This window comes from Stenotrophomonas geniculata ATCC 19374 = JCM 13324 (genome assembly GCF_001431625.1).
Lineage (GTDB): Bacteria > Pseudomonadota > Gammaproteobacteria > Xanthomonadales > Xanthomonadaceae > Stenotrophomonas > Stenotrophomonas geniculata.
The window spans coordinates 1-22502 of the sequence record NZ_LLXT01000120.1 but is presented as its reverse complement, the minus strand read 5'-3'; the positions used below and the strand labels follow the sequence as shown (position 1 = coordinate 22502).

The window sequence follows — 22502 nt, the reverse complement described above, 5'->3', positions numbered from 1 at the left end:
ATGGAGGTTCTCCTGCCCCGGCAGGGCATCACCCTGGAGCTGCACGCATGCGTACGCTGTACCCCGCCATCACCCCCTACGACGTCGGCACCCTGAAGGTCGACGATCGCCACACCCTGTACTTCGAACAGTGCGGCAACCCGGATGGCAAGCCGGTGGTGATGCTGCACGGTGGCCCGGGCGGCGGCTGCAGCGACAAGATGCGCCAGTTCCACGACCCGTCCAAGTACCGCATCATCCTGTTTGACCAGCGCGGTGCCGGCCGTTCCACCCCGCACGCGGACCTGGTGGACAACACCACCTGGGACCTCGTTGCCGATATCGAGAAGCTGCGCGAACACCTCAAGGTCGATCGCTGGCAGGTGTTCGGTGGCAGCTGGGGTTCGACCCTGGCCCTGGCCTATGCCGAAACCCACCCGCAGCGCGTGACCGAACTGGTCCTGCGTGGCATCTTCATGCTGCGTCGCTGGGAGCTGGAATGGTTCTACCAGGAAGGCGCCAACCGCCTGTTCCCGGATGCGTGGGAGCATTACCTCAAGCCGATTCCGCCGGTGGAACGTCATGACCTGATCTCGGCCTTCCACCGCCGCCTGACCAGCGAAAACGAAACCACCCGCCTGGAAGCGGCCAAGGCGTGGGCGGTGTGGGAAGGCGCGACCAGTTTCCTGCACGTCGATGACGACTTCATCAACAGCCATGAAGACCCGCACTTCGCGCTGGCGTTCGCCCGCATCGAGAACCACTACTTCGTCAACGGCGGCTTCTTCGAAGTGGAAGACCAGCTGCTGCGCGACGCGCACCGCATCGCCGATATTCCGGGCGTGATCGTGCACGGCCGCTACGACGTGGTCTGCCCGCTGGCCAACGCCTGGGACCTGACCAAGGTGTGGCCGAAGGCGAAGCTGGAAATCACCCCGGCCTCGGGTCATTCGGCGTTCGAGGCCGAGAACGTGGATGCGCTGGTACGCGCCACCGATAGCTTTGCCTGATCGGTAGTGCCGGCCGCTGGCCGGCAACCGGGAAAGGGTTGGATCGCGCAGACGCCGGCCAGCGGCCGGCGCTACCAATCCCCCGCCAGCAACGCGTCGGCCAGCACCTGCAGCTTCGGCGAATGCTGGCGCGACGGCGGGTAGATCAACGACAGTTCGCGGCTGCGGCCCTCGAAGGGCTGCAGCACGCGCTGTAGGCGGCCGTCGGCCAACGCATCGGCCACCGCGAAATCCATCACCTGCACGATGCCGATACCGGCGATGGCCGCTTCCACCAGCGGATCGCCGCTGTCGAACACCATCCGCGTCGGTGGTGTGACCTCACGCAGTTGCCCGTCCTGCAGGAACTGCCAGTCCACCAGCCGGCCACTGCGCAGGTTGCGCACCGCCAGGCAGGCGTGATCCTGCAGCGAGGCTACATCGCCCGGTGCGCCACAGCGGGCCAGATAGGCGGGGCTGGCCACCGTCACCCAGCGCAGCGGCCGCAAGGGCCGCGCGACGATGCGCTGGTCGGCGATGACGCCGGTGCGCAGCGCGGCATCGAAACCTTCTTCAACCAGATCGACCAGGCGGTCGCTGAGCACGGCTTCCACCTGCAGCTGCGGATGCTGTTGCAGCAACGGCGCCAGCATCGGCACCAGCACCTTGCGCCCGAACATCGACGGCGCACTGATCTTCAACGTGCCCGAGGGCGTGCACGGGCGGTCGGCCAGTTGCCGCTCGGCATCGTCCAGGCCGGCCAGCAGAGGGGCCACCTGTTCCACGAACTGGCGGCCATCCGGGGTCAGCGCCACGTTGCGGGTGTTCCGCTGCAGCAGCTTCACCCCCAGCGTGGCCTCCAGCCGGCCGATCGCGCGGGACAGGCCGGACTGGCTCAGGCCGAGCTGGCCGGCGGCCACCGTGAAGCTGCGTGCTTCGGCGACCTGCACCAGCATGCGCACCGCATTGAGGTCCATCGAGGCTGCATTCATGCTGAAAATCATGACAGATATGGGCGGCAGGGGGTTTATTGAGTTGCCCGCATCAATGAGACTGCGCTCCCCCCACCGCTCCAACCCGCCGATGCCTCCCCTCAAATACCCGCGCTGGGCGCTGACCCTGCTGGCCGCCGCGCAGCTGATCATCGCCCTGGACGCCACCATCATCTTCGTCGCCCTGCACGACATGGGCCGCGCGCTGCAGATCAATGCGCAGCAGCTGCAATGGGTGGTCAGTGCCTACACCGTCGCCTTCGGCGGCAGCCTGCTGCTGGGGGGCCGTGCCGCCGACCTGGTCGGCCGCCGCCGTTTCTACCGGCTGGGCATGCTGCTGTTCGCACTGGCCTCGCTGCTTGGTGCGCTGGCGCCGAATGCGACCCTGCTGATCATCGCGCGTGCCGCACAGGGCGTCGGTGCGGCGCTGCTGTTCCCGGCTACGCTGGCATTGATCAACACGCTGTACGCCGAAGGCCCGGTGCGCAACCGCGCGCTGGCGATCTGGAGCATGGCCAGCGCTGTCGGCCTGGCGCTGGGCACGCTTCTGGGTGGCGTATTGACCCAGGCATTCGGCTGGCCGGCGGTGCTGGCGGTGATCGTGCCGTTGGCCACCGCCTGCGCCGTCGCCGCCGGTGCGTGGCTGCCGGCCGATGGTCCCCGAGTGCAGGGGCGCTCGTTCGACCTGGCCGGCTGCCTCACCGTCACCGCCGGCGGCAGCCTGCTGGTTACCACCCTGGTGCAAGGGCCGGAGTGGGGCTGGACGGCGCCGGCCACGCTCATCTGCCTGCTGCTTTCAGCGGTACTGCTGACCGTGTTCGTGCAGATCGAGAAGCGCAGCCGTGATCCGCTGATGCAGTTTTCGCTGCTGCGCCTGCCCGGCCTGCGCGCGGCACTGGGCCTGACCTTTGCCTTCATGAGCAGCTACGGCGTGCAGTACTACTTCCTGGCGCTGTACTTCCAGGATGGCTATGGCTGGAGCCCGCTGCAGGCTGGCATGGCGTTCCTGCTGCCGACGCTGGTGTGCACCTTCGGCATCCGTATTGCCGAACGCATGCTGCGGCGCCGTTCGCCACGGCAGGTGCTGGCCCGGGGCTTCGCCGCCGGTGCCATCGGCATCGCCGCGGTGGCGCTGGCAATGCCGCATGGCGCCGGCTACTGGCCGCTGCTGCCGGGCATCGTGGTGCTCAGCATCGGCCAGGGCATGAGCTGGACGGCGATGTGGATCGTGGCCGGGCAGGGGGTGCCGGGACCGCAGCAAGGTGTCGCGTCCGGCATGGCGGCCACCGCCCAGCAGATCGGCGGCGCCTTGGGATTGGCGGTACTGGTGATGATCGCCAACGCCGCGCGCGGCACGCAGGCAGCAACCAGTCCCGATGCCCTGCAGGGCATGGTCAATGCACAGTACGGCGCCGCGCTGTTCGCCGCGCTCGGCGTGGTGATCGCGCTGGGCCTGCGCCCGGCGCCGGTAGACTCGGCAGCGACCGCCTGCCTGAGCACCGACGCATGATCGAACTGCTGGACCTGCGACAGACCCTGCATGCCTTCGCCGCCTGCAACGATGATGATGAGGTGTGGAACGCCTTCGGCTGGGTGATGGCCAGCGACGAGGACCTGCTGTCGGCACGGCTGTGGTTGCCGTCATCCAGTGATGAAGCGCTGGATGACGATGGCGAGCGATCGGCCGCTTCGGCAGCGATGGGGCTGTTCCCGTATCTGGAACCGGCGACGTTTGCCGACGTGCTGGATGTGCAGAAGCGGCAACGCCCGCTGTCGTCGCTGCAGGACTACGCACAGGCGCTGGCGTACTACGCCGAGTACGACGCGTTCCAGCAGGTCGAGGGTATCGACGAGGCCCTGGCCGAAGCGGAAGCTGCGGAACAGGTGGCTGCGCGCGCGGCGGGTGTGGGCACAGGCATCTTCGCGTCCTTCGATCTGACGCTGAGAGCGTGCCCGGAGGAGCAGATCAAAGCCGCAGCCCAGCGCGTGGCGCGCCTGCTGGAGATTCCGGTGGGCGAGGCGTTGGCGTGCTGCCGCGCGTTGCCGCTGGTGCTGGGTAAAGCGCTGGATCGTCGCCGCGCGCAGGCGTTCAAGGATGATTTCACCGCCGTCGGCGCAACGCTGCAGGTTCAGGGTTTCAAACCGTTCCCGTGGATGGACGCGCCTACGCTGCGGTAGCGCCGGGCCATGCCCGGCGGCATTCCGTTGCGCCGCCGCGATGCGGCTCGCCGGGCGTGGCCCGGCGCTACCGAGCTTCGGTCGGGTGGATGACGTTCAACCGAACGCCAGCAACTGCGGCTGCAATGCGCTGAAGATCCGCGCCAGCCGCTCCGCCCACGCCTGCTGCCCGGCCACGTCGGCAATCAGGTCCTGGCGGATCTCCAGCTCCACGTGCACCAGGCCACGGCCTTCGCCATGCACCGGCACCGCATAGTCACTGGTACTGCTGACCGAATACGGTTCGTTGTCACCCACCACCAGGTCGCCTTCGTCGCGTAGTGCCTGCAGCAGGGCATGGGCAAAGCGCGTGTCCTGGTGGTACAGCACGCCAGCATGCCACGGCCGCTGCGCGCCGTTCATCGCCGGGGTGAAGCTGTGCATCATCACCAGCAGCGTGGGGCGGCCGGCATCACGGCGTGCATCAAGCTCGGCGTCGATGCGCGCATGGTAGGGCGCATGGATCGCATCGATACGCTGCTGCCGCTGCGCCGCCGACAACCCGGCATTGCCCGGCACCACGGTGTGGTCGCTCACTTCCGGAATCAGCGTCGGCGAGGCCAGCGGACGGTTGCAGTCGATCAGCAGGCGCGAATAGGTCTGTTCGATCGCCCAGGCGTCCAGCCGTTCGGCCAGTGCGCGGGTGGTGCCGGCAATGCCGATGTCCCAGCCGATATGGCGGTCCAGCTCGGCCTGCGCCAGGCCAAGGCCTTCCAATGCTCGCGGCACCTGCTGGCCGGCGTGGTCGGCCAGCAGCAGGTACGGTGAGGCGCCCTGCGGCCGGTGGAGGGTGTAGATCGCCGGGTCGTCGGCGCCCAGCAGCGCCGGCAGCGCATGCAGGTCGGCGTCAGCCACGCGGGCGTCCGTCCAGGTGGTGCTCGATCATCCACAGCCCGGCCCAGAGCTTGGCATCCAGCTCGTAGCCTTCGCCCATCTTCTGTACCAGCCAGGCCGCAGCCTCACTGCGCGGAATCTCGTGCACGGTGATGTCCTCGCTGTCATCGCCGCCGCCTTCGCCGATCCGGCGCAGGCCGGTAGCGCGCACGAAGGCGATCTTCTCGCTGCTGGCGCCGGAAGATGTCGGGCCGATCATCAGCACTTCGGCGTGGTCGGCGGTCCAGCCGGTTTCTTCTTCCAGCTCGCGAACGGCCGAAACTTCGATTGATTCGCCCGCGTGGATGTCGCCGACCAGGCCGGCCGGCATCTCGATGGTGGGGGCCTGCAGCGGCACGCGGAACTGCTCGACGAACAGCACGTTGTCCTCGGGGGTGACGGCGATGATGATCGCTGCCAGGCCGCCGGCATGGGTGCGTTCGCTGTACTCCCAGGTGCCTCGCACCAGCATGCGCTGGTACTTGCCTTCATAGACGACACGCGGGGCTTCGGTGTTGCGCTGGCTCATGCGGGCTCGCTGTGGGTGGGAAGAATGTCGGGTACGCCGGCGGCATCGAACAGCCGACGGCGGGTCATCGGGCCGAAGCGCAGGGCCTGGCACAGGCCGCCGAGCAGCTCCGGGTCGGCCGCCTGGCGCAGCAGGCCGGGCTGGCTGCCTTCCAGAGGTGCGTCCAGCGCGATGGTGGTCAGCTGGCGCCAGAGCAGGGCGTGCTCGCGCTGCTCGCGCAGGCGCACGGCCATCTGCGCGGCACCGCGCAGGCGCAGGAACGGCACTTCGTCCAGGCGTTCGTACAGCGCATCCATGCTGCCGAAATGGGCCAGCAGCACGGCGGCGGACTTGCTGCCGACACCACTGACGCCGGGAATGTTGTCCACCGCATCGCCGCACAGTGCCAGGTAGTCGGCAATCTGGTGAGCGTGCACGCCGTGCCGTGCCTTCACCCCGGCCACGTCCCAGCGCTGGTTGCGTGCGTAGTCCCACTGCTCGTCGTGATCCAGCAGCAGCTGCGAGAGGTCCTTGTCGGCGGAAATGATCACCCCGCGGTGGCTGCCACGGTGGACGTGCAGCGCGCTGCCGATCAGGTCATCGGCCTCGTATTCGTGGTGGGCCAGCACTGCAAGGCCCAACGCCGCGCACAGCGCCTTGCAGTGCACGAACTGGCGCTTGAGCGCCTCCGGCGCCGGGTCGCGGTTGGCCTTGTAGGCCGGATACAGGCGGTGGCGGAAGCCACTGTCCAGTGCTTCGTCGAAGGCGATGGCGATGTGCCGCGGGCGCTCGCGCTCGAGCAGGTCCAGCAGGAAGCGGGCGAAGCCGTGCACCGCGTTGGTCGGCCAGCCCTGCGCGTCCTGGAACTGGTCCGGCAGCGAGTGCCAGGCGCGGAACACGTAGATGCTGGCGTCGACCAGGTACAGCGAGGGCGGCGCTGCCGGCAGGCTCATGCCGGCGGCGTCCAGTCACGCAGCAGGGCCGCCGGATCGGGGCGCTCGCGTTCGGGGACGGCGGCCTTCGGCGTGCCGATATGGATGAAACCGGCGATGCCTTCGCCCTCGGACAGCCCCAGATAGGCCTGCACGGCCGGGTCGAAGGCCATCCATGCGGTCAGCCACTGCGCACCGAAGCCCAGCGCCTGCGCGGCCTGCAGCAGGGCGAAGCAGACGCAGCCGGCAGTCATCAGCTGTTCCTGTTCGGGCACTTTCGGGTCCGGGCGCGGACTGGCCACCACCACGATCACCAGCGGCGCATGGCTGAAACGCTGGCGGTCCTTTTCGAATACCGCCTCACCGGCATGCGGGTCGCGCTGGCGGCTGCGCTCGGCCAGGAAGTCGCCCAGAGTGTGACGTGCATCGCCGGCGATTTTCAGGAAGCGGAACGGTACGCGCTTGCCGTGGTCCGGCACGCGCACGGCCGAAGCCAGCATGCGCTGCAGGGTGGCCGGATCCGGTCCGGGCTCGCCCAGTTGCCGCGAGGGCACCGAGCGGCGGGCATCCAGGGCAAGCAGGGCAGCGGGGTCGGGCATGGAGTCTGAACCGGTCATCACGGGTGTTTGATTATAGTCGGGGTGGTCAATGACGCCGTCTGTGTCGCGTCTCGCCCCTGGATATCAAACTGTGATGAACATCATGCCACTGGCGGGAATGGGACGACCGCTTCCTCTCGCCTCGTGGGCCTCGCACGGCTTACGATATCTATCTTGCCGGGCCGCCGGTCATGAGGTTTGAAGTGAGGACTGTTTCACTGTCCGTGACGGGCTGGCCGGCCTACCATCGACGTACCGGTACATGGGGTGTGCCGGTCGTCGCGATGTCCATGCTGTCTGTCGTATCAGAGAAGGTGGGGAGCCTTCCCGAATGATGAGCGCGCCCACACCGATGGGGTCGCCGGGCCGTGACCCGGTCCAGCTTCAGCGTGCCCGGGACATGGTCCTGCCGGCGCTGTGCCAGGCTTTCGGGGCCGCACTGGCGCGTTTCGACGATGCACTGTTCGACCGGGCCGGCAATGCAGGCTCGTCGCAGCTGCTGTTCCTGGATGCGATGCGCGAGCTGCGCCGCCGCCGTGAGGACATCGCCGCCGCCTTTGCCGGCCACCTGCAGCGGGCCTGGGATGCACTGGCCAGTGGCGAGCCGCTGTCGGCCGAAGCCACCCTGTCCGGACCGGGCGAGGATGGCCTGAGCCTGCTGGCTGAACATGTACTGGAATCGCGGCTGGCGGTGCGCAATTTCGCCACCGTGCTGCTGCGCGACTTCAAGCCGGTGCTGGCGCGGCTGGACCGGCGCCTGGGCCGCTTGATCGGCGGCGCCGAGCTGGATGCCGACCACAATCCGGTCAGCCCCGAGCACCTGGGTGTGGCCATCCATGAGGCCTTTGCCGGCTGCGAGCTGGCGCCGGAAGTGCACCTGGTGCTGATCAAGCTGTGCGAACGCGACCTGCGCGCGCCGGTGGGCCGCATCTACGAGAAGCTGGACGAGCAGCTGGCCGCCGCTGGCGTGATGTCGCAGATGGGGGCGCCGCGGCGTCCGCTGTCGGCCGCGCCCGACCCGCGCATGGCGCCGGGGGCGGACGATCTGGTCGAGCCGCGCCACGCGGCGGGCTTCGAATCCGAATTCAGCGATGATGAACAGGCCGCGCCGGCCTGGGCGCAGCGGTTCGCCGCGCGCTGGTCCGAGCGCCGTGGCCACATGCAGCAGCACCTCGGGGGCGAGGATGCCGGCAGCGGCGAGGCGTATGCCGGCCAGCAGGGGATGTTGCTGGAGGCCCTGCATGAGCTGCTGCAGCAGACCCGCCACGTTCGCGAGGACGCCACCTCGGCCGCGCAGGTCGCGGTTGGCCAGCACCGCCCGTTGAGCCAGCGCGAGATGATGTCGGTGCTGTCGCTGCTGCAGGCCACGCCCAGTGCGACGCTGCGTGCGGCCATCGGCGAGGACGGCGAATCGTTGGCGCAGCGATTGAAGAGTGAAGTGCTGTCCAGCGCCACCCGTCTTGGCGTCGATCCCGGCCAGACCCGGCTGGACCCACAGGACGAGGATGCGATTGATCTGGTCGGCATGCTGTTCGACGTGATGCTGGACGAACGCGAGCTGGAAGGCCGCTCACGCGAGTTGATCGGCCGCCTGGTGGTGCCCTTCGTCAAGGTGGCGATGCTCGACCGCCGCATGTTCGTGCAGAAGACCCACCCGGCACGCAAGCTGCTCAACTCGCTGGCCGAAGCCTGCGAAGGCAATACCGGCGAAAGCCAGGCCGAGCGCATGCTGATGGCCAAGGTCGAGGAGATCATCGAACGGCTGGTGGCCGAGTTCAACGAGAACCTGGCGATCTTCCTGACCCTGGAAGAAGAATTCCGCGAGTTCCTCGTGCAGCATCGCCGCCGCGTGGAAATCGCCGAGCGTCGCGCCGCCGAAACGCAGCGCGGCCAGGAAAAGCTGGAAATGGCCCGCAGCCGTGCCGGTGCCGAACTGGACCGCCGCATCGGCGATGCCACCCTGCCGCCGGCCATCGCCGAGTTCCTGCGCCAGCCGTGGCAGCACCACCTGACCCTGGCGCTGCTGCGCGAGGGCGAGGAGGGCGCGTCGGTGGCCGAGGCACTGAGCCTGGCTGACGGCCTGCTGGAGGAAGTGGCCGAGGCCCGCCGCCAGATCGTCGGCAAGCCGTGGCTGCAGGCCTGGCAGCCGGTGCTGGCCAAGGTATTTGCCAGTGTCGGCGTGCACGGCGATGCCGCCACCGGTGCCATCGACGCCTTGCATGACACCCTGCAGGGCATTGCTGAATCGCGCCCGGAACTGCAGCGCGCGCTGCCGGAACTGCCGCAGGTTGCCTTGCCGGCGCCGCCGGTGGCTGAATCGCCCGCGGTCGAGCTGGGCGGGCAGATCGACGCCGACGACTTCGACAATGCCGACGCCGACCGCTTCCGCCGCATGGAAATCGGCAACTGGCTGGACTTCGTCGACAAGGACGGCAAGGTGCAGGCCGGCAAGCTGTCCTGGGTCAGCCCGATCTCCTCGCGCCTGCTGTTCGTCAACCGCCGCGGCGTGCGCTTCTGCGTGGCCTCGCCGGAGGAACTGGCGGTGATGGTGCGGCTGGGCCGGCTGCGCGCCCACGTCGACGATGGCGCCTTCGACAGCGCGATGCAGGGCGTGATCGATCGGCTGGACCCGGGCAGCGCAACACTGCACTGAGCAGTGGCTGCCTGCTAGGATCGGGAAAACTCACCGATCAGCGGGGACCTGCATGGCCGTGGCGTTGCTGGGGATCAAGGAGACCGCGCCGGGCGAACGGCGCGTGGCGTTGACGCCGGAAACCGCGCGCAAGCTCGGTGCCCTCGGCATTACCGTCTGGTACGAGGCCGGCGCCGGCTTGGCCGCAGGCTTCACCGATGCGGCCTATGACGATGCCGGCGCACGTGTGTTCGACGCGGGCCGTTGGGGCGAGATCGATATCCTGCTGTGCGTGCAGGCGCCGCCGGCGTTGGTCCTGGAGCAGCTCAAGCCCGCTGCCAGCGTGGTTGGCCTGCTGGCCCCGGCCAGTGATCCGGCGCTTGCGGCATTGGCCGCTGGCGACGGCCTGCAGCTGTTCCCGCTGCAGCAGCTGCCGCGCACCACCCGCGCGCAGGCGATGGACGTGCTCAGTTCGCAGGCCGGCATGGCCGGCTACAAGGCGGCGCTGATCGCGGCCGAACGCGCGCCCCGTTTCTTCCCGATGCTGACCACTGCTGCCGGCACCGTGCGACCGGCCAAGGTGCTGGTGATCGGTGCGGGCGTGGCGGGCCTGCAGGCCATTGCCACTGCCCGGCGTCTTGGTGCGCAGGTGGAAGGCTTCGACGTGCGCCCGGAAACCCGCGAGCAGATCCAGTCGCTGGGCGCGCGCTTTCTCGACCTCGGGGTGAGCGCGGCGGGCGAGGGCGGTTACGCGCGCGCGTTGACCGATGAAGAGCGTGCCGAGCAGCAGCGCCGCCTGGCCGACCACCTGCGTGGTGTGGATGTGGTGATCTGCACCGCTGCGGTTCCGGGGCGACCGGCGCCGACGATCGTGACTGCCGCAATGGTGGAAGGCATGGCCACCGGCAGCGTGATCGTGGACCTGGCGGCGGAGAGCGGCGGCAACTGCGCACTGACCCAGCCAGGGCAGTGCATTGAACACCAGGGCGTGACCGTCGATGGCCCGCTGGGTCTGGCCAGCCGCGGTGCAACACAGGCCAGCGAGATGTATGCGCGCAACCTGCTCAACTTCGTCGCGCTGTTCGTGCGCGAAGGCCAGCTCGGTTTCGACTGGGACGACGAGCTGCTGGCGAAGACGCGCTGGCAGGCGTGAGTCGGTAGCGCCGGGCCATGCCCGGCGAGCGCAGCGGTATGCGGAAATCCGCCGGGCATGGCCCGGCGCTACCGAAGCGGAGGCGTTACCGCGGCTTCGCCGGCGGCGGGTTCTCGCGCACCCAGTCCTTGCGTTGTTCCGGCGTCATCTGCGACCAGCGCTCGCGCAGTGCGTCGCGCTGCGCGGGCGGCAGATCCCGCATCTGGCCGAACAGGGCCCGGGCCTGCTCACGCTGTTCCGGGTTCATGTGCTCGAAGCGGCGCAGGCCACGCCGGGCCTTGTCGCGTTCCTCAGGGCTCATCGACTGCCAGCGCTGGCCATGCGAGAGCATGCGCTGGCGCTGGCCGGCATCGGCGCTGTTCCAGCGGTCGCGCAGCGGTGCCAGCAGGGATTCCCGCTGTGCTTCACTCAACTGTTCCCAAGCCGGCAGCGGCGCGGGGCGTGCGGCAGGGGCGGGCGCGGCGCTCTGCGCCAGTGCCGGGAGGGCCGGCAGCAGCAACAGGGTCATTAGCAGGGGCAGGGCGTGCAGTCGGGACATCATTCACTCCATCGCCAGGTCGGTATCGCCCAGCCACAGGTACAGATCGGGATTTTCGTCGTAGAGCGCGCTGTTGTCTTCCACCGAGGCAAGCACAGGTGCCGGCGCAGGGCCCGTCAGCGTGCCATGGCCAGTGAACTGCAGGCCGATGCCCAGCGCCACCACCAGCGAACAGGCACTGGCCAGCCACCAGCGCCAGCGCCCGCGATGGGTGGCCGTGGCGCCGTGGCGAGCCTGGCGCAGCCGGGCCAGCGTTGCCGGCGACAGCGCGCGCAGCGACTGCGCGTGCAGGCCGCGCAGGGAGTCATCGGAAGGCAGGGAGCGGTTCACGGGTGGATCTCCAGGTAATCCTGCAGCGCCTGGCGGGCGCGTGCCAGATGGGTTTTTACCGCGCCTTCGCTGCAGCCCATGGCGCGGGCGGTGGTGGCCCCGTCCAGATCCTGCAGCACGCGCAGGGTGAACGCCTCGCGCTGGCGGGCGGGCAGGCGGCGCAACGCGTCCACCAGCTGCTGGTACTGCTGGCGCTGTTCATGCGCCTGTGCCGGGTCCGGGCCGGGATCGGCCCAATCGATCCCGCCGCCTTCCGCGTCCTGGTTGTCGCGCCAGAACGGCAGGCGGAAGCGGCGCCGGCGCTGCACGTCGATCACGCGCCGGCGCAGGATGCTCCAGAACAGCGGCGCCCATTCGGCCGCCGGCTTGTCGGCGTAGTCCAGCATGCGCAGCAGCGCGTCCTGCACCGCGTCCATGGCGTCTTCGCGCTGGCGCAGGCCGGCCTCGGCGAAGCGGAACGCACGCGGGCCAACGCTGGCCAGGAACGCTTCCAGCGACGCCGGCAGGGCATCGGTCTCGGCGCTCGGGGGGACGGGGCTGCTCACCAGCACAGGGTACGGTTCCTCGCTCGGGGTCACCATCGACAACGCGTGAGCGCGGCTTCGGTTGACGCCGGGCGCGCACCGGGTTCAGCCCATGGTTATGATGGGACGACGAAGACAGAGCAGGAGCGTTGCCAGTGAGTGACGGGTTCGTAGCGCTGTACATCTTCATGCTGGCAGCCATCGCCGGCCACGTGATCATTTCGCGGGTGCCGGTGATCCTGCATACCCCGCTGATGTCGGGCTCCAACTTCATCCACGGCATCGTGCTGATCGGTGCGATGGTGGTGCTGGGGCATGCGCAGACACCGCTGGAGAAAGCGCTGGGCTTCCTCGCCGTGGTGCTCGGTGCCGGCAACGCCGCCGGTGGCTACGTGGTCACCGCGCGCATGCTGGAAATGTTCAAGCCGAGCGCGCCCAAGGGCGGCAAGGACGAGTCGAAGGAGCCGCAGGCTTGAACATCAGCACCGTCGAACTGCTCGATTGGCTGGTCAAGGCCAGCTACCTCGTCGCCGCCACGCTGTTCCTGCTGGGCCTGCAGCGCATGGCCTCGCCGCTGACTGCGCGCAGCGGCATCCGCTGGGCCGGGCTGGGCATGCTGCTGGCCACGGTGGCGACGTTCTTCCTGCCCGAACTGCACAACGTGCCGCTGATCCTGGTGGCGCTGCTGCTCGGCGCCGGCCTGGCCTGGTGGTCGGCCGGCAAGGTTGCCATCACCGACATGCCGCAGATGGTGGCGCTGTACAACGGCATGGGCGGTGGCTCGGCGGCGGCGATCGGTGCAGTGGAACTGCTGCGCTACGCCTTCCTGGCCCACCGCGATACCCGCCACTGGAGCGCGCAGGCGCTGGCCGACCTGGCCGCGCGGCAGCCCTCGGGCACGATGCTGCTGCTGGCGGTGGTCGGCGCGGCCATCGGTGCGGTGTCGCTGTCCGGCTCGGTGATCGCCTGGGCCAAGCTGGATGGGCGCCTGGACAAGCGCGTGACCTGGCCCGGCCAGCAGGTGATGAACCTGCTGGTGGCGCTGGCCGTGGTGGTGCTGGCGATCATCGCCGCGAGCACGCTCAGCACCTGGGCGATCGTCGCCTTCTTCGTACTGGCGCTGGCGCTGGGCGTGCTGATGACGCTGCCGATCGGCGGCGCCGACATGCCGGTGGTGATCTCGCTGTACAACGCCTTCACCGGCCTGGCGGTGTCGTTCGAAGGTTACGTGCTGGGCAACGAGGCATTGATCATCGCCGGCATGATGGTCGGCGCGGCGGGCATCCTGCTGACCCGGCTGATGGCCAAGGCGATGAACCGGCCGATCCGCAACGTGTTGTTCTCCAACTTCGGCGGTGGTGCCGGTGGCGAAGCGCAGGCGATCAGCGGTTCGCAGAAGCCGATCGAGGCGGCCGACGTCGCTGCGATGATGGCCTTCGCCGAGCGCGTGGTGATCGTGCCCGGCTACGGCATGGCCGTGGCGCAGGCGCAGCACAAGATCTGGGAACTGGCGCAGCGGCTGGGCCAGCGCGGGGTGAAGGTGAAGTTCGCGATCCATCCGGTGGCGGGGCGCATGCCCGGGCACATGAACGTGCTGCTGGCCGAGGCAGGCGTGCCCTACGACCTGATCGCCGACATGGACGACATCAACCCGGAGTTCGCCAACACCGACGTGGTGCTGGTGATCGGTGCCAACGACGTGGTCAATCCGGTGGCGCGCACCGACCCGGCCAGCCCGATCTACGGCATGCCCGTGCTGGACGTGGTCAACGCGCGCAACGTGGTGGTGATCAAGCGTGGCAAGGGCACCGGCTTTGCCGGCATCGAGAATGCGCTGTTCTACGCCGACAACACCCGCATGCTGTACGGCGACGGTGCGGAAGCGGCAGCCTCGCTGGTGAGCGAACTGAAGGCGCTCGACGGCGGGCATTGAGGCCGTACCGGTAGCGCCGGGCCATGCCCGGCGGCGTTTCGTGCGGACCGCTGCGCTCGCCGGGCATGGCCCGGCGCTACCCTCATCCACGCGTGGCGTGAATCTGCGCGGTCAGCGCGCCAGCCAGGCGCCCACGGCCACGCCCAGGGCCAGCCACAGCCATTCCATTGCGCCATTGGCGAGGGTGATCAGGGTCCAGGCCAGGTGCGGGCCCATCCGCATCGTGGCGTCCCACAGATCCAGCCCGATCGAGCCGCCCATCCAGGCGCTGGCGATGGCCCAGTTGGCCACGGCGGCCACCGCCATCCAGCCGACCTGCCGGCCGGTCATCAGCGCCAGCACCATCCAGGCAAGGGGAGCAACAACCAGACCCAGCAACAGCATGATGGGCCAGAGCCAGGTCACGGTCCTGGCACGCGCGGCATTGGAGGACATCGAAGCTCCCTGAAGATCACCCACAGGATACTGTGGTTTGCCGCAGTGCACCGGCGGCCGCAGGGCGGCTGGGCTAGAATGCCGTCTTGCGTGGCCCCGGCCACGGCCCCATATCGGTCCCCATGTATTCCCGTAGCAGCGAACCTGTCCACTTCGAACGCGATTGCGAGGCCGTGATGGTCCCGCAGGGCGACACCGTGACCCTGCCTGCCGGCAGCTATGGGTACATCACCCAGGCGTTGGGTGGCAGTTATTCGGTGTTTGTCGAGGGCAACCTCTTCCGCATCGCTGGCAAGGACGGCGACGCCATCGGCAAGGAGGCGCCGGCACCGCTGGAGCTGCCCGCCGATGCCACGGATGAACAGGTGGAACAGCTGGTGTGGCAGCAGCTGCGCACCTGCTTCGACCCGGAAATTCCGGTGAACATCGTCGAACTGGGCCTGGTCTACGAAGTCGAGATCAAGCACCTGGACGAAGGCAAGCGCGAGATCGATGTGAAGATGACCCTGACCGCACCGGGCTGCGGCATGGGCGAGATCCTGGTCGACGACGTGCGCAGCAAGCTCGAAATGATCCCGACGGTGGCCGAGGCCGACGTCGACCTGGTATTCGACCCGCCGTGGAACCAGCACATGATGTCCGAGGCGGCCCGGCTCGAGACCGGCATGCTTTGACCCACGGCCCGCAGTGACGCGGGCCCGGCATTACCCGCAACCAGAACAGGAAATCTCCGGTGTCCCAGTCCATTCCCAGCTTCGCCGTCACCCGTTCGGACCACCCGCGCAGCGCTGAAGAGCGCGCCCAGATCCTGGAGAAGCCGGGCTTCGGCCTGCACTTCACCGACCACATGGTGGAAGTGCGCTGGGACAAGGACACCGGCTGGCACAACGCCAACGTGCGCGCCTACGGCCCGCTGCAGCTGGACCCGGCTGCAGCCGTGCTGCATTACGGCCAGGAAATCTTCGAAGGCATCAAGGCCTATCGTCATGCCGACGGTTCGATCTGGACCTTCCGCCCGGATGCCAACGGCCGTCGCCTGCAGCGTTCGGCGCAGCGCCTGGCGCTGCCGGAACTGCCGGTGGAGATCTTCGTCGAATCGCTGAAGCAGCTGATCGCCGTCGACAGCGCCTGGGTGCCGTCGGCCGATGAGTCGAGCCTGTACTTCCGTCCGTTCATGATCGGCGACGAAGCCTTCCTCGGCGTGCGTGGCGCGCACAAGGCCGGCTACTACGTCATCGCCAGCCCGGCTGGCCCGTACTTCGCCAAGGGCGTCGCCCCGGTGTCGATCTGGCTGTCCACCGAATACGCGCGTGCAGCCAAGGGCGGCACCGGCGCCGCCAAGTGCGGCGGCAACTACGCGGCTTCGCTGCTGCCGCAGCAGAAGGCGCAGGCACAGGGCTGCTCGCAGGTGCTGTTCCTCGATCCGGTGGAGGGCAAGTACCTGGAAGAACTGGGCGGCATGAACGTGTTCCTGGTCTACAAGGACGGCACGCTGGTTACCCCGCAGCTCTCGGGCAGCATCCTCGAGGGCATTACCCGCGAGAGCATCCTGCAGCTGGCCCGCGACCGCGGCATGAAGGTCGAAGAGCGCAAGGTCAGCATCGACGAGTGGAAGGACGGCGTTGCCTCCGGCGAGATCGCCGAAGTGTTCGCCTGCGGCACCGCGGCGGTGGTCACCCCGATCGGCCAGCTGAAGGGCGAGGGCTTCTCGGTGGGGGACATCAACGCCCCGGCCGGCGAAGTGACCATGTCGCTGCGCAAGGAACTGACCGACATCCAGTACGGCCGCCTGCCGGACCGCCACAACTGGCTGGTCAAGCTGGGCTGATCACCCACGCCGAACCGTAGCGTCGAGCCATGCTCGACTGCGCCTCTGGAAAGCCCGTCCCTGTGACGGGCTTTCTGCGTTATGGGCCTGGGGGTCAGATCCCTTTTCCATGGGAAAAGGATCTGGCCCCGAAACAGCGGACGCCGATGTCGGCAAAGTCATTCCGGGACACGTGACGACCCAGTCAGGTCTGTGCAGGGCACGAGAAAGTTCCTTCACCTTCACAAACCCTCGACCCGGGAAGTCTCAGAACGAACATTTCATCTTGCTGAAAAGACGCTGAAAATCTTGTGGTGTCCGGTTTTGGTCTTTAGCGTCATCTGCACGGCGGATCGGAAGGGGGATCCGCTGGCTCGCCGGACTTCGAACCTCGCCAATGCAAGCCAGCCCAGGGTTCGGGCCGGTGCTTCTGCCGATTCCGGCATTCACACCACAAGAAAGGGAAATACGATGTCCCAGGTAACGCAACCGCGTGTGCGTCGAGTGTGGGTGGTCCTTGGTGCGTCCGTCCTGTCATCGCTGCTGCTGGCCACGCCTGCGCTGGCCGGTGATGTCCAGCTCAGCGGCCTGCAGTCCGCGCCGACCCACCAGCGCTTCATCGTGAAGTACCGCGATGGCAGCGCGCCGGTGGCCAACACCACCGCACTGGCCTCTTCACTGAAAAGTGCCGCCGCCGGCCTGGCCAGCAGCCAGGGCCGCGCGCTGGGCCTGCAGCAGGTCCGCAAGCTGGCCGTCGGCCCGACCCTGGTCAAGACCGATCGTCCGCTCGACCAGGCCGAATCCGAGCAACTGATGCGCAAGCTGGCCGCCGACCCGAACGTGGAATACGTTGAAGTCGACCAGATCATGCGTGCCACGCTGACCCCGAACGACACCCGATTCAGCGAGCAATGGGGCTTCGGCACCTCCAATGCCGGCATCAACATCCGGCCGGCCTGGGACAAGGCCACCGGCACCGGTGTGGTCGTGGCGGTGATCGACACCGGCATCACCAACCATGCCGACCTCAATGCCAACATCCTGCCGGGCTACGACTTCATCAGCGACGCGGCGATGGCGCGCGACGGCAACGGCCGCGACAACAACCCGAACGATGAGGGCGACTGGTACGGCGACAACGAGTGCCAGGCGGGCTACCCGGGCTCGAACTCCAGCTGGCACGGTACCCACGTGGCCGGTACGGTGGCGGCGGTGACCAACAACAGCACCGGCGTGGCAGGTACCGCATTCAACGCCAAGGTGGTGCCGGTGCGCGTGCTCGGCAAATGCGGCGGTTATACCTCTGATATCGCCGACGCGATTGTGTGGGCCTCCGGCGGCAGCGTCAGCGGCGTGCCGGCCAATGCCAATCCGGCCGAGGTCATCAACCTCTCGCTGGGCGGCGGTGGCAGCTGCTCGACCACCTACCAGAACGCGATCAATGGCGCTGTCGGCCGTGGCACCACCGTGGTGGTCGCCGCCGGCAACAGCAACACCAACGTGTCCTCGTCGGTGCCGGCCAACTGCCCGAACGTGATCGCAGTGGCGGCCACCACCTCGGCCGGTGCGCGTGCCAGCTTCTCCAACTATGGCAACGGCATCGATATCTCGGCACCGGGCCAGGGCATCCTGTCCACCCTCAACAGCGGCACCACTACCCCGGGCAGTGCCAGCTACGCTTCGTACAACGGCACCTCGATGGCGGCACCGCACGTGGCCGGCGTGGTCGCGCTGATGCAATCCGTAGCCCCGAGCCCGCTGAGCCCGGCGCAGGTGGAGAGCATCATCAAGAGCACCGCACGCCCGCTGCCGGGCGCCTGCTCGGGTGGCTGCGGCGCCGGCATCATCGACGCCGACGCGGCGGTCGCTGCAGCGATCAACGGCGGCGGCCCGAACCCGGGTGGCAACGTGCTGCAGAACAACGTTCCGGTGACCGGCCTGGGCGCTGCCAGCGGCGCTTCGCTGAGTTACACCGTGAGCGTTCCGGCCGGCAGCACCCAGCTGCGCGTGGCGATCAGTGGCGGCAGCGGTGACGCCGACCTGTATCTGCGCCAGGGCAGTGCCCCGACCGACACGGTGTACACCTGCCGTCCGTACCTGAGCGGCAATGCTGAAACCTGCACCGTCAACAGCCCCGCCGCCGGCACCTGGTATGTGCGGGTGAAGGCGTACAGCACCTTCTCGGGCCTGACCCTCAACGCCCAGTACTGAGCCCAAGCCCCTCTCCATGGGCACGCCCCGGCTTAGGCCGGGGCGTTTTTGCATGGGGCCGCGCGGTGTGCGTGCCGCCGCGTCGTGGTGGGTGCCGACCCTGGTCGGCACGCCGTTCCTCAAACCGATTCGAAGCGGTTCGCGGCCACGTTCTTGCGCACGTGCTGCGGGTCGAAAATCCGCCCGTTCATCGCGATGTACACGCCGCTCGGCAACGACTGCACCGCACCGATCGCGCAGCCGATGTTGAACTCCGCATCCGAACCGCGGAAACGCGCCGGGCTCAGCGCGCCGGTCATCACGATGGTCTTGTCCGGGATCGTCGCCAGCACCTTGCCGGTCTGCACCATCGAATCGGTGCCGTGGGTCACCAGCACGTGCCGGGTCGGCTGCGCGGCGATGGTGGCGCGGATCAGTTCGCGGTCTTCATCGTTGATGTGCAGCGAATCCTTGCGCAGGATCGGAATCACGTTGAAGCGGAACGTCACGCCCAGCTCGCGCAGGATCATGCCGATCTGGGGGTCGCCGATCTGGTAGTCCGACTTGTCGTCGAAGTAGATCTTGTCGATCGTGCCACCGGTGGTGACGACCAGGAGCTCTTCCATCATGTGCATGCGCGAAACCAGGACAGGTACAGCGGCGCGGGGCCAGGAACACAGATGATACGGCCCGGCGGGCGCAGCGTCAGCGTCGCTTGCCGAAGCGGGCGCGCAGCCCTGGCAGGCTGGCGCTGAAGATCACCAGCAGGGCCAGCGCGATCTCGATCAGCGCCAGCCAGCGCGTCTCCGGGTGGCTCCAGGCGCTCATCACGCCGTGGCTGAACCAGCCCAGCGCCAGCACCGAGGCCCAGAAACCCGCCTTGCGCCAGCCCAGGCGCAGTGCGATGGCCAGTGCCAGTGGCGGCGCGGTAAACACCAGCTGGGTGGCCAGCCAGTGCTTGTCATTGATGAACCAGCCGGCGAACAGCGCGGCCAGCCCCATCAGGGCCAGCAGCAGGACCGTGCGCGGCGGGCGGCTCATCGGGCCAGCCGCTGCGCGATGTCGGCCACCCGGTGGCCCAGCGCACGCGCCAGCACCGCCTCGTCGTCGGTCGGCTGCGGGTCGTCGGCGGCACCGGCGACGTGGCTGGCGCCATAGGGCGTGCCGCCACTGGTGGTGTGGCTCAGCGCCGGCTCGGTGAACGGGATGCCGACGATCACGCAGCCATGGTGCAGCAGCGGCACCTGCATCGACAGCAGGGTCGATTCCTGCCCGCCGTGCATCGAGGCGGTGGAGGTGAACACGCCGGCCGGCTTGCCGGAAAGGGTGCCATTGACCCATTCGGCGCCCAGCCCATCCAGGAAATGCTTGACCGGGGCGGCCATGTTGCCGAAGCGGGTCGGGCTGCCGAGCAGCAGGCCCTGGCACTCGACCAGGTCCTGCACGCTCACGTAGGGGGCGCCATCGTCGGGCACCGGCGGCTGTGCGGTCTGGGTCACCGCGGCCACCGGCGGCACCGTGCGCAGGCGCGCGGTCATGCCCGGCACTTCGCCGATGCCCCGCGCGATCTGGCGCGCCAGCCGTGCCACCGAACCGCCCCGGCTGTAGTACAGCACCAGAATCTCGCCCATCGTGCCCGCTTCTCCTCGTCGTGTGGCCACCAGTATGGCTATCCTGCGAGCATTCCGCATCGGGTACCCTTTCGCCGATGGAACCTTTGGATACGCTCAACCTGTGGATGGAGCGCGCGCGGGATCGCGCACGGGCCATCAGTTTCGGCCGCTTCCTGTGGCATCGCTTCCTCGACGACCGCCTGTTCCAGGCAGCGGCGGCGCTGGCGTACACCACGGTGTTCGCGCTGGTGCCGCTGGCCATCGTGGTGTTCGGCGTGCTCTCGGCCTTCCCTGTCTTCGACCGCTGGAGCGACCAGCTCAGCGATTACGTCTTCTCCAACTTCGTGCCCAACGCCGCGCGTGCGGCGGAGGGCTACCTGCGGCAGTTCTCGGCCAGTGCCGGCCAGCTCACCGCCGCTGGCTTCATCGCGCTGGTGGTATCGCTGCTGATCACCCTCAACAGCGTTGAAGAGACCTTCAACCAGATCTGGCGGGTCGGCTCGACCCGGCCCAAGCTGACCCGCTTCCTGGTCTACTGGACCGTACTGACGTTGGGCGCGATGCTCGCTGCCGCTTCGCTGGCCGTGTCGGCGCGTGTGTTCGCGATGCCATTGTTCGGGACCCAGGAAGGTCGTTGGCTGGCCGAGTTCGCGCTGCGGCTGGCGCCGATCCTGATCGAGTTCGTCTGCATCACGCTGATGTTCCGGGTGGTGCCGCACCACACGGTGAAATGGCGGCACGCGGTGCCCGGCGCGATCCTGGCGGCGGTGATCCTGGAACTGGTGAAGTGGGGCATCGGCGCCTATCTGGGCAGTTTCCAGTCCTACCAGAAGCTCTACGGCACGGTGGCGTTCGTGCCGATCCTGCTGCTGTGGATCTACCTGTGCTGGGTGGCGGTGCTGCTGGGCGCGTCGCTGTCCTCGTCGATGGCGGCCTTCCGCTACCAGCCGGTGGAACTGCGCCTGCCGCAGGGCTACGAGTTCTATGGCCTGCTGCGCCTGCTCGGCCGCTTCCACCATGCACGTGCCAAGGGCAAGGGCCTGGCCGACGATGAAATCCTGCGTCTGGAGCCGATGCTGACCGACTCGCTGCTGCAGGACCTGGCCTGCAACCTGCAGGAAATCGGCCTGTTGCGCCGCGATGAACGCGGCGAATGGCTGCTCTCGCGCGACCTGGACCAGGTGAGCCTGGCCGATCTGTACGAATGCACCCAGCTGCGCATCCCGGTAGCCGAGCAGCATCTGCCCTACCGCGACGACAGCCTGGGCCGTGCTGCGCTGGCGGCACTGGACGATCTGCGGCTGCCCCTGCGCGAACGCCTCAAGCGCAAGGTCAGCGATATCTACACCGATTCCGGAGACATGCCATGACCCGCAAGACCCCGTTGCTGCTCCCGCTGGCCCTGCTGCTGGCGCTGTCGGCCTGCAAGCCGGCCCAGGAGCCGACCCCCGCCAGCAGCCAGCCACCGGCACAGGCGCCGACGCCGACCACTCCGGCACCGGTCGATGAAACCCCGGCCGAGCGCACCACTGCCGAATTCCCGACGCTGAAGATGAAGGCGGTGGATGGCAGCGACTACGACTTGGCCGCGCATCGCGGCAAGTGGGTGGTGGTGAATTTCTGGGCGACCTGGTGTGCACCGTGCCGCAAGGAAATGCCGGAGCTGTCGGCGCTGCACGCGATGCGCAGCAACATCGAGGTGGTCGGCCTGGCCTATGAAGACATCGAGGTGCCGGAGATGCAGTCGTTCCTGACCAAGCATCCGGTGACCTATCCGATCGTGATCGTGGACCCGTTCGACCCGCCGGCGGATTTCGCCACGCCGCGTGGTTTGCCGTTGACGCACCTGCTGGACCCGCAGGGCAAGCTGGCGCACAGCTTCCTCGGCCCGGTGACGGCCGCCGACATCGAAAAGCAGATCGCTGCTGCCAAGTAGTGGGTTGGTCGGCAGGGCCTGCGGCCCTGCACCCGCTACGAGCCAAGGCAACAGCAAGAGCAACAGCCGAAGCAACGGCGGGTCTCCTGAGGGATGGCGGGGTGGGTCCGGTTGCGGGGGCCGCTGCAAGTACGTCCATGTAAGCTCGGTCGCCGCATCCATGCGGCTCACGCCCCCGCAACCGGACCCACCCCGCCTTCGACAGTTTCCCGCGATCTGTCGGAACCTGCTGCTGATGGTGGGTGCCGACCGTTGGTCGGCACGGGGTCACGGCCCGTTGCTGCGTAACCGGCTCTGACCCCACCGTTTGATGAGTTGGGAT

24 protein-coding genes are annotated in these 22502 nt (G+C 68.2%); 12 read left to right on the top strand and 12 right to left on the bottom strand.

What is annotated here, in order from left to right; genetic code table 11:
• The first annotated feature begins 47 nt into the window (after positions 1 to 47).
• Positions 48 to 989, top strand: a complete 942-nt coding sequence (gene pip / locus ARC63_RS14810) for a prolyl aminopeptidase (protein ID WP_049453817.1) — start codon at positions 48 to 50, stop codon at positions 987 to 989.
• Between the two features lie 71 nt (positions 990 to 1060).
• Here pip and ARC63_RS14805 read toward each other — a convergent pair whose 3' ends face one another.
• Positions 1061 to 1945, bottom strand: a complete 885-nt coding sequence (locus ARC63_RS14805) for a LysR family transcriptional regulator (RefSeq protein WP_019337039.1) — start codon at positions 1943 to 1945, stop codon at positions 1061 to 1063.
• A gap of 106 nt (positions 1946 to 2051) precedes the next feature.
• Between ARC63_RS14805 and ARC63_RS14800 the strand changes: the two genes are divergently transcribed.
• Both ARC63_RS14800 and ARC63_RS14795 read left to right on the top strand, forming a co-directional pair.
• Complete coding sequence (locus tag ARC63_RS14800) at positions 2052 to 3470, top strand: MFS transporter (RefSeq protein ID WP_057503659.1); 1419 nt, start codon at positions 2052 to 2054, stop codon at positions 3468 to 3470.
• Entirely contained in the window at positions 3467 to 4138 is a 672-nt protein-coding gene (locus ARC63_RS14795; RefSeq protein ID WP_057503658.1) for a DUF7716 domain-containing protein, read from the top strand. The genes ARC63_RS14800 and ARC63_RS14795 overlap by 4 nt, the downstream gene beginning before the upstream one ends.
• A gap of 96 nt (positions 4139 to 4234) precedes the next feature.
• Here the strand turns inward: ARC63_RS14795 and ARC63_RS14790 are convergent, their stop codons facing one another.
• The 4 genes from ARC63_RS14790 to ARC63_RS14775 are packed head-to-tail and all read right to left on the bottom strand — an operon-like array spanning position 4235 to position 7089.
• A complete protein-coding gene (locus tag ARC63_RS14790; protein WP_010481793.1) occupies positions 4235 to 5032 on the bottom strand; it encodes an N-formylglutamate amidohydrolase in 798 nt (265 codons plus the stop codon).
• Entirely contained in the window at positions 5025 to 5579 is a 555-nt protein-coding gene (locus ARC63_RS14785; RefSeq protein ID WP_057503657.1) for an NUDIX hydrolase, read from the bottom strand. The genes ARC63_RS14790 and ARC63_RS14785 overlap by 8 nt, the downstream gene beginning before the upstream one ends.
• The gene (locus ARC63_RS14780; protein ID WP_019338109.1) at positions 5576 to 6511 is read right to left on the bottom strand and encodes a 5'-3' exonuclease; all 936 of its coding nucleotides are present in this window, start codon (positions 6509 to 6511) and stop codon (positions 5576 to 5578) included. The genes ARC63_RS14785 and ARC63_RS14780 overlap by 4 nt, the downstream gene beginning before the upstream one ends.
• The gene (locus tag ARC63_RS14775) at positions 6508 to 7089 is read right to left on the bottom strand and encodes a nitroreductase family protein (protein WP_010481787.1); all 582 of its coding nucleotides are present in this window, start codon (positions 7087 to 7089) and stop codon (positions 6508 to 6510) included. The genes ARC63_RS14780 and ARC63_RS14775 overlap by 4 nt, the downstream gene beginning before the upstream one ends.
• 331 nt (positions 7090 to 7420) lie before the next feature.
• On the opposite strand from ARC63_RS14775, the gene ARC63_RS14770 reads away from it, so the two are divergent.
• Both ARC63_RS14770 and ARC63_RS14765 read left to right on the top strand, forming a co-directional pair.
• Entirely contained in the window at positions 7421 to 9742 is a 2322-nt protein-coding gene (locus ARC63_RS14770) for a DUF1631 domain-containing protein (RefSeq protein ID WP_057503656.1), read from the top strand.
• Positions 9743 to 9794: 52 nt separating this feature from the next.
• Positions 9795 to 10874, top strand: a complete 1080-nt coding sequence (locus ARC63_RS14765; RefSeq protein WP_057503655.1) for an NAD(P) transhydrogenase subunit alpha — start codon at positions 9795 to 9797, stop codon at positions 10872 to 10874.
• A gap of 85 nt (positions 10875 to 10959) precedes the next feature.
• Here the strand turns inward: ARC63_RS14765 and ARC63_RS14760 are convergent, their stop codons facing one another.
• The 3 genes from ARC63_RS14760 to ARC63_RS14750 are packed head-to-tail and all read right to left on the bottom strand — an operon-like array spanning position 10960 to position 12323.
• On the bottom strand, positions 10960 to 11412 hold the full coding sequence (locus ARC63_RS14760) for a DUF3106 domain-containing protein (protein ID WP_057503671.1): 453 nt from the start codon (positions 11410 to 11412) through the stop codon (positions 10960 to 10962).
• A 3-nt stretch (positions 11413 to 11415) separates the two neighbouring features.
• On the bottom strand, positions 11416 to 11742 hold the full coding sequence (locus tag ARC63_RS14755) for a hypothetical protein (protein ID WP_049447330.1): 327 nt from the start codon (positions 11740 to 11742) through the stop codon (positions 11416 to 11418).
• Positions 11739 to 12323 (bottom strand): RNA polymerase sigma factor, encoded by a 585-nt coding sequence (locus ARC63_RS14750; protein ID WP_019338115.1) that lies wholly within the window; start codon positions 12321 to 12323, stop codon positions 11739 to 11741. The genes ARC63_RS14755 and ARC63_RS14750 overlap by 4 nt, the downstream gene beginning before the upstream one ends.
• A 98-nt stretch (positions 12324 to 12421) precedes the next feature.
• On the opposite strand from ARC63_RS14750, the gene ARC63_RS14745 reads away from it, so the two are divergent.
• Together ARC63_RS14745 and ARC63_RS14740 are read left to right on the top strand one after the other, a co-directional pair.
• Positions 12422 to 12742 carry an NAD(P) transhydrogenase subunit alpha part 2 gene (locus tag ARC63_RS14745; RefSeq protein WP_019338116.1) on the top strand — a complete coding sequence of 107 codons (321 nt, stop codon included), beginning with the start codon at positions 12422 to 12424 and terminating at the stop codon, positions 12740 to 12742.
• Positions 12739 to 14199 carry an NAD(P)(+) transhydrogenase (Re/Si-specific) subunit beta gene (locus ARC63_RS14740; RefSeq protein ID WP_057503654.1) on the top strand — a complete coding sequence of 487 codons (1461 nt, stop codon included), beginning with the start codon at positions 12739 to 12741 and terminating at the stop codon, positions 14197 to 14199. Before ARC63_RS14745 ends, ARC63_RS14740 begins: the two co-directional genes overlap by 4 nt.
• A gap of 111 nt (positions 14200 to 14310) precedes the next feature.
• Here ARC63_RS14740 and ARC63_RS14735 read toward each other — a convergent pair whose 3' ends face one another.
• Positions 14311 to 14634: a hypothetical protein gene (locus ARC63_RS14735; protein WP_057503653.1), complete on the bottom strand. Its 324-nt coding sequence runs from the start codon at positions 14632 to 14634 to the stop codon at positions 14311 to 14313.
• A 122-nt stretch (positions 14635 to 14756) separates the two neighbouring features.
• Between ARC63_RS14735 and sufT the strand changes: the two genes are divergently transcribed.
• The 3 genes from sufT to ARC63_RS14720 all read left to right on the top strand — a co-directional run bounded on the left by sufT (position 14757) and on the right by ARC63_RS14720 (position 18652).
• Positions 14757 to 15308, top strand: a complete 552-nt coding sequence (gene sufT / locus ARC63_RS14730) for a putative Fe-S cluster assembly protein SufT (protein ID WP_005415385.1) — start codon at positions 14757 to 14759, stop codon at positions 15306 to 15308.
• 59 nt (positions 15309 to 15367) lie between these two features.
• Entirely contained in the window at positions 15368 to 16462 is a 1095-nt protein-coding gene (locus ARC63_RS14725; protein WP_010481775.1) for a branched-chain amino acid aminotransferase, read from the top strand.
• Positions 16463 to 16912: 450 nt separating this feature from the next.
• Positions 16913 to 18652 (top strand): S8 family peptidase, encoded by a 1740-nt coding sequence (locus tag ARC63_RS14720; RefSeq protein ID WP_057503652.1) that lies wholly within the window; start codon positions 16913 to 16915, stop codon positions 18650 to 18652.
• A gap of 119 nt (positions 18653 to 18771) precedes the next feature.
• Here ARC63_RS14720 and ARC63_RS14715 read toward each other — a convergent pair whose 3' ends face one another.
• From ARC63_RS14715 to wrbA, 3 genes are all read right to left on the bottom strand, one after another.
• Positions 18772 to 19257, bottom strand: a complete 486-nt coding sequence (locus ARC63_RS14715) for an asparaginase domain-containing protein (protein ID WP_010481766.1) — start codon at positions 19255 to 19257, stop codon at positions 18772 to 18774.
• Between the two features lie 79 nt (positions 19258 to 19336).
• The gene (locus ARC63_RS14710; RefSeq protein ID WP_057503651.1) at positions 19337 to 19672 is read right to left on the bottom strand and encodes a DUF2069 domain-containing protein; all 336 of its coding nucleotides are present in this window, start codon (positions 19670 to 19672) and stop codon (positions 19337 to 19339) included.
• Positions 19669 to 20262, bottom strand: a complete 594-nt coding sequence (wrbA, locus tag ARC63_RS14705) for an NAD(P)H:quinone oxidoreductase (protein ID WP_010481764.1) — start codon at positions 20260 to 20262, stop codon at positions 19669 to 19671. The genes ARC63_RS14710 and wrbA overlap by 4 nt, the downstream gene beginning before the upstream one ends.
• A gap of 77 nt (positions 20263 to 20339) precedes the next feature.
• Here wrbA and ARC63_RS14700 point away from each other — a divergent pair, with 77 nt between their 5' ends.
• Both ARC63_RS14700 and ARC63_RS14695 read left to right on the top strand, forming a co-directional pair.
• Positions 20340 to 21614: a YihY family inner membrane protein gene (locus tag ARC63_RS14700; protein WP_019338135.1), complete on the top strand. Its 1275-nt coding sequence runs from the start codon at positions 20340 to 20342 to the stop codon at positions 21612 to 21614.
• On the top strand, positions 21611 to 22180 hold the full coding sequence (locus ARC63_RS14695; protein WP_019338136.1) for a TlpA family protein disulfide reductase: 570 nt from the start codon (positions 21611 to 21613) through the stop codon (positions 22178 to 22180). The genes ARC63_RS14700 and ARC63_RS14695 overlap by 4 nt, the downstream gene beginning before the upstream one ends.
• Positions 22181 to 22502 lie beyond the last annotated feature (322 nt).

Bases quoted from the DNA above. Each gene is read 5' to 3' on its own strand.
- ARC63_RS14795 (WP_057503658.1), top strand. From the start codon at position 3,467: ATGATCGAACTGCTGGACCTGCGACAGACCCTGCATGCCTTCGCCGCC.
- ARC63_RS14800 (WP_057503659.1), top strand. From the start codon at position 2,052: ATGCCTCCCCTCAAATACCCGCGCTGGGCGCTGACCCTGCTGGCCGCC.
- wrbA (WP_010481764.1), bottom strand. From the start codon at position 20,262: ATGGGCGAGATTCTGGTGCTGTACTACAGCCGGGGCGGTTCGGTGGCA.
- ARC63_RS14785 (WP_057503657.1), bottom strand. From the start codon at position 5,579: ATGAGCCAGCGCAACACCGAAGCCCCGCGTGTCGTCTATGAAGGCAAG.
- ARC63_RS14760 (WP_057503671.1), bottom strand. From the start codon at position 11,412: ATGTCCCGACTGCACGCCCTGCCCCTGCTAATGACCCTGTTGCTGCTG.
- ARC63_RS14750 (WP_019338115.1), bottom strand. From the start codon at position 12,323: ATGGTGACCCCGAGCGAGGAACCGTACCCTGTGCTGGTGAGCAGCCCC.
- ARC63_RS14700 (WP_019338135.1), top strand. From the start codon at position 20,340: ATGGAACCTTTGGATACGCTCAACCTGTGGATGGAGCGCGCGCGGGAT.
- ARC63_RS14770 (WP_057503656.1), top strand. From the start codon at position 7,421: ATGATGAGCGCGCCCACACCGATGGGGTCGCCGGGCCGTGACCCGGTC.
- ARC63_RS14775 (WP_010481787.1), bottom strand. From the start codon at position 7,089: ATGCCCGACCCCGCTGCCCTGCTTGCCCTGGATGCCCGCCGCTCGGTG.
- ARC63_RS14765 (WP_057503655.1), top strand. From the start codon at position 9,795: ATGGCCGTGGCGTTGCTGGGGATCAAGGAGACCGCGCCGGGCGAACGG.
- ARC63_RS14710 (WP_057503651.1), bottom strand. From the start codon at position 19,672: ATGAGCCGCCCGCCGCGCACGGTCCTGCTGCTGGCCCTGATGGGGCTG.
- ARC63_RS14720 (WP_057503652.1), top strand. From the start codon at position 16,913: ATGTCCCAGGTAACGCAACCGCGTGTGCGTCGAGTGTGGGTGGTCCTT.
- ARC63_RS14735 (WP_057503653.1), bottom strand. From the start codon at position 14,634: ATGTCCTCCAATGCCGCGCGTGCCAGGACCGTGACCTGGCTCTGGCCC.
- sufT (WP_005415385.1), top strand. From the start codon at position 14,757: ATGTATTCCCGTAGCAGCGAACCTGTCCACTTCGAACGCGATTGCGAG.
- ARC63_RS14780 (WP_019338109.1), bottom strand. From the start codon at position 6,511: ATGAGCCTGCCGGCAGCGCCGCCCTCGCTGTACCTGGTCGACGCCAGC.
- ARC63_RS14805 (WP_019337039.1), bottom strand. From the start codon at position 1,945: ATGGACCTCAATGCGGTGCGCATGCTGGTGCAGGTCGCCGAAGCACGC.
- ARC63_RS14715 (WP_010481766.1), bottom strand. From the start codon at position 19,257: ATGGAAGAGCTCCTGGTCGTCACCACCGGTGGCACGATCGACAAGATC.
- pip (WP_049453817.1), top strand. From the start codon at position 48: ATGCGTACGCTGTACCCCGCCATCACCCCCTACGACGTCGGCACCCTG.
- ARC63_RS14695 (WP_019338136.1), top strand. From the start codon at position 21,611: ATGACCCGCAAGACCCCGTTGCTGCTCCCGCTGGCCCTGCTGCTGGCG.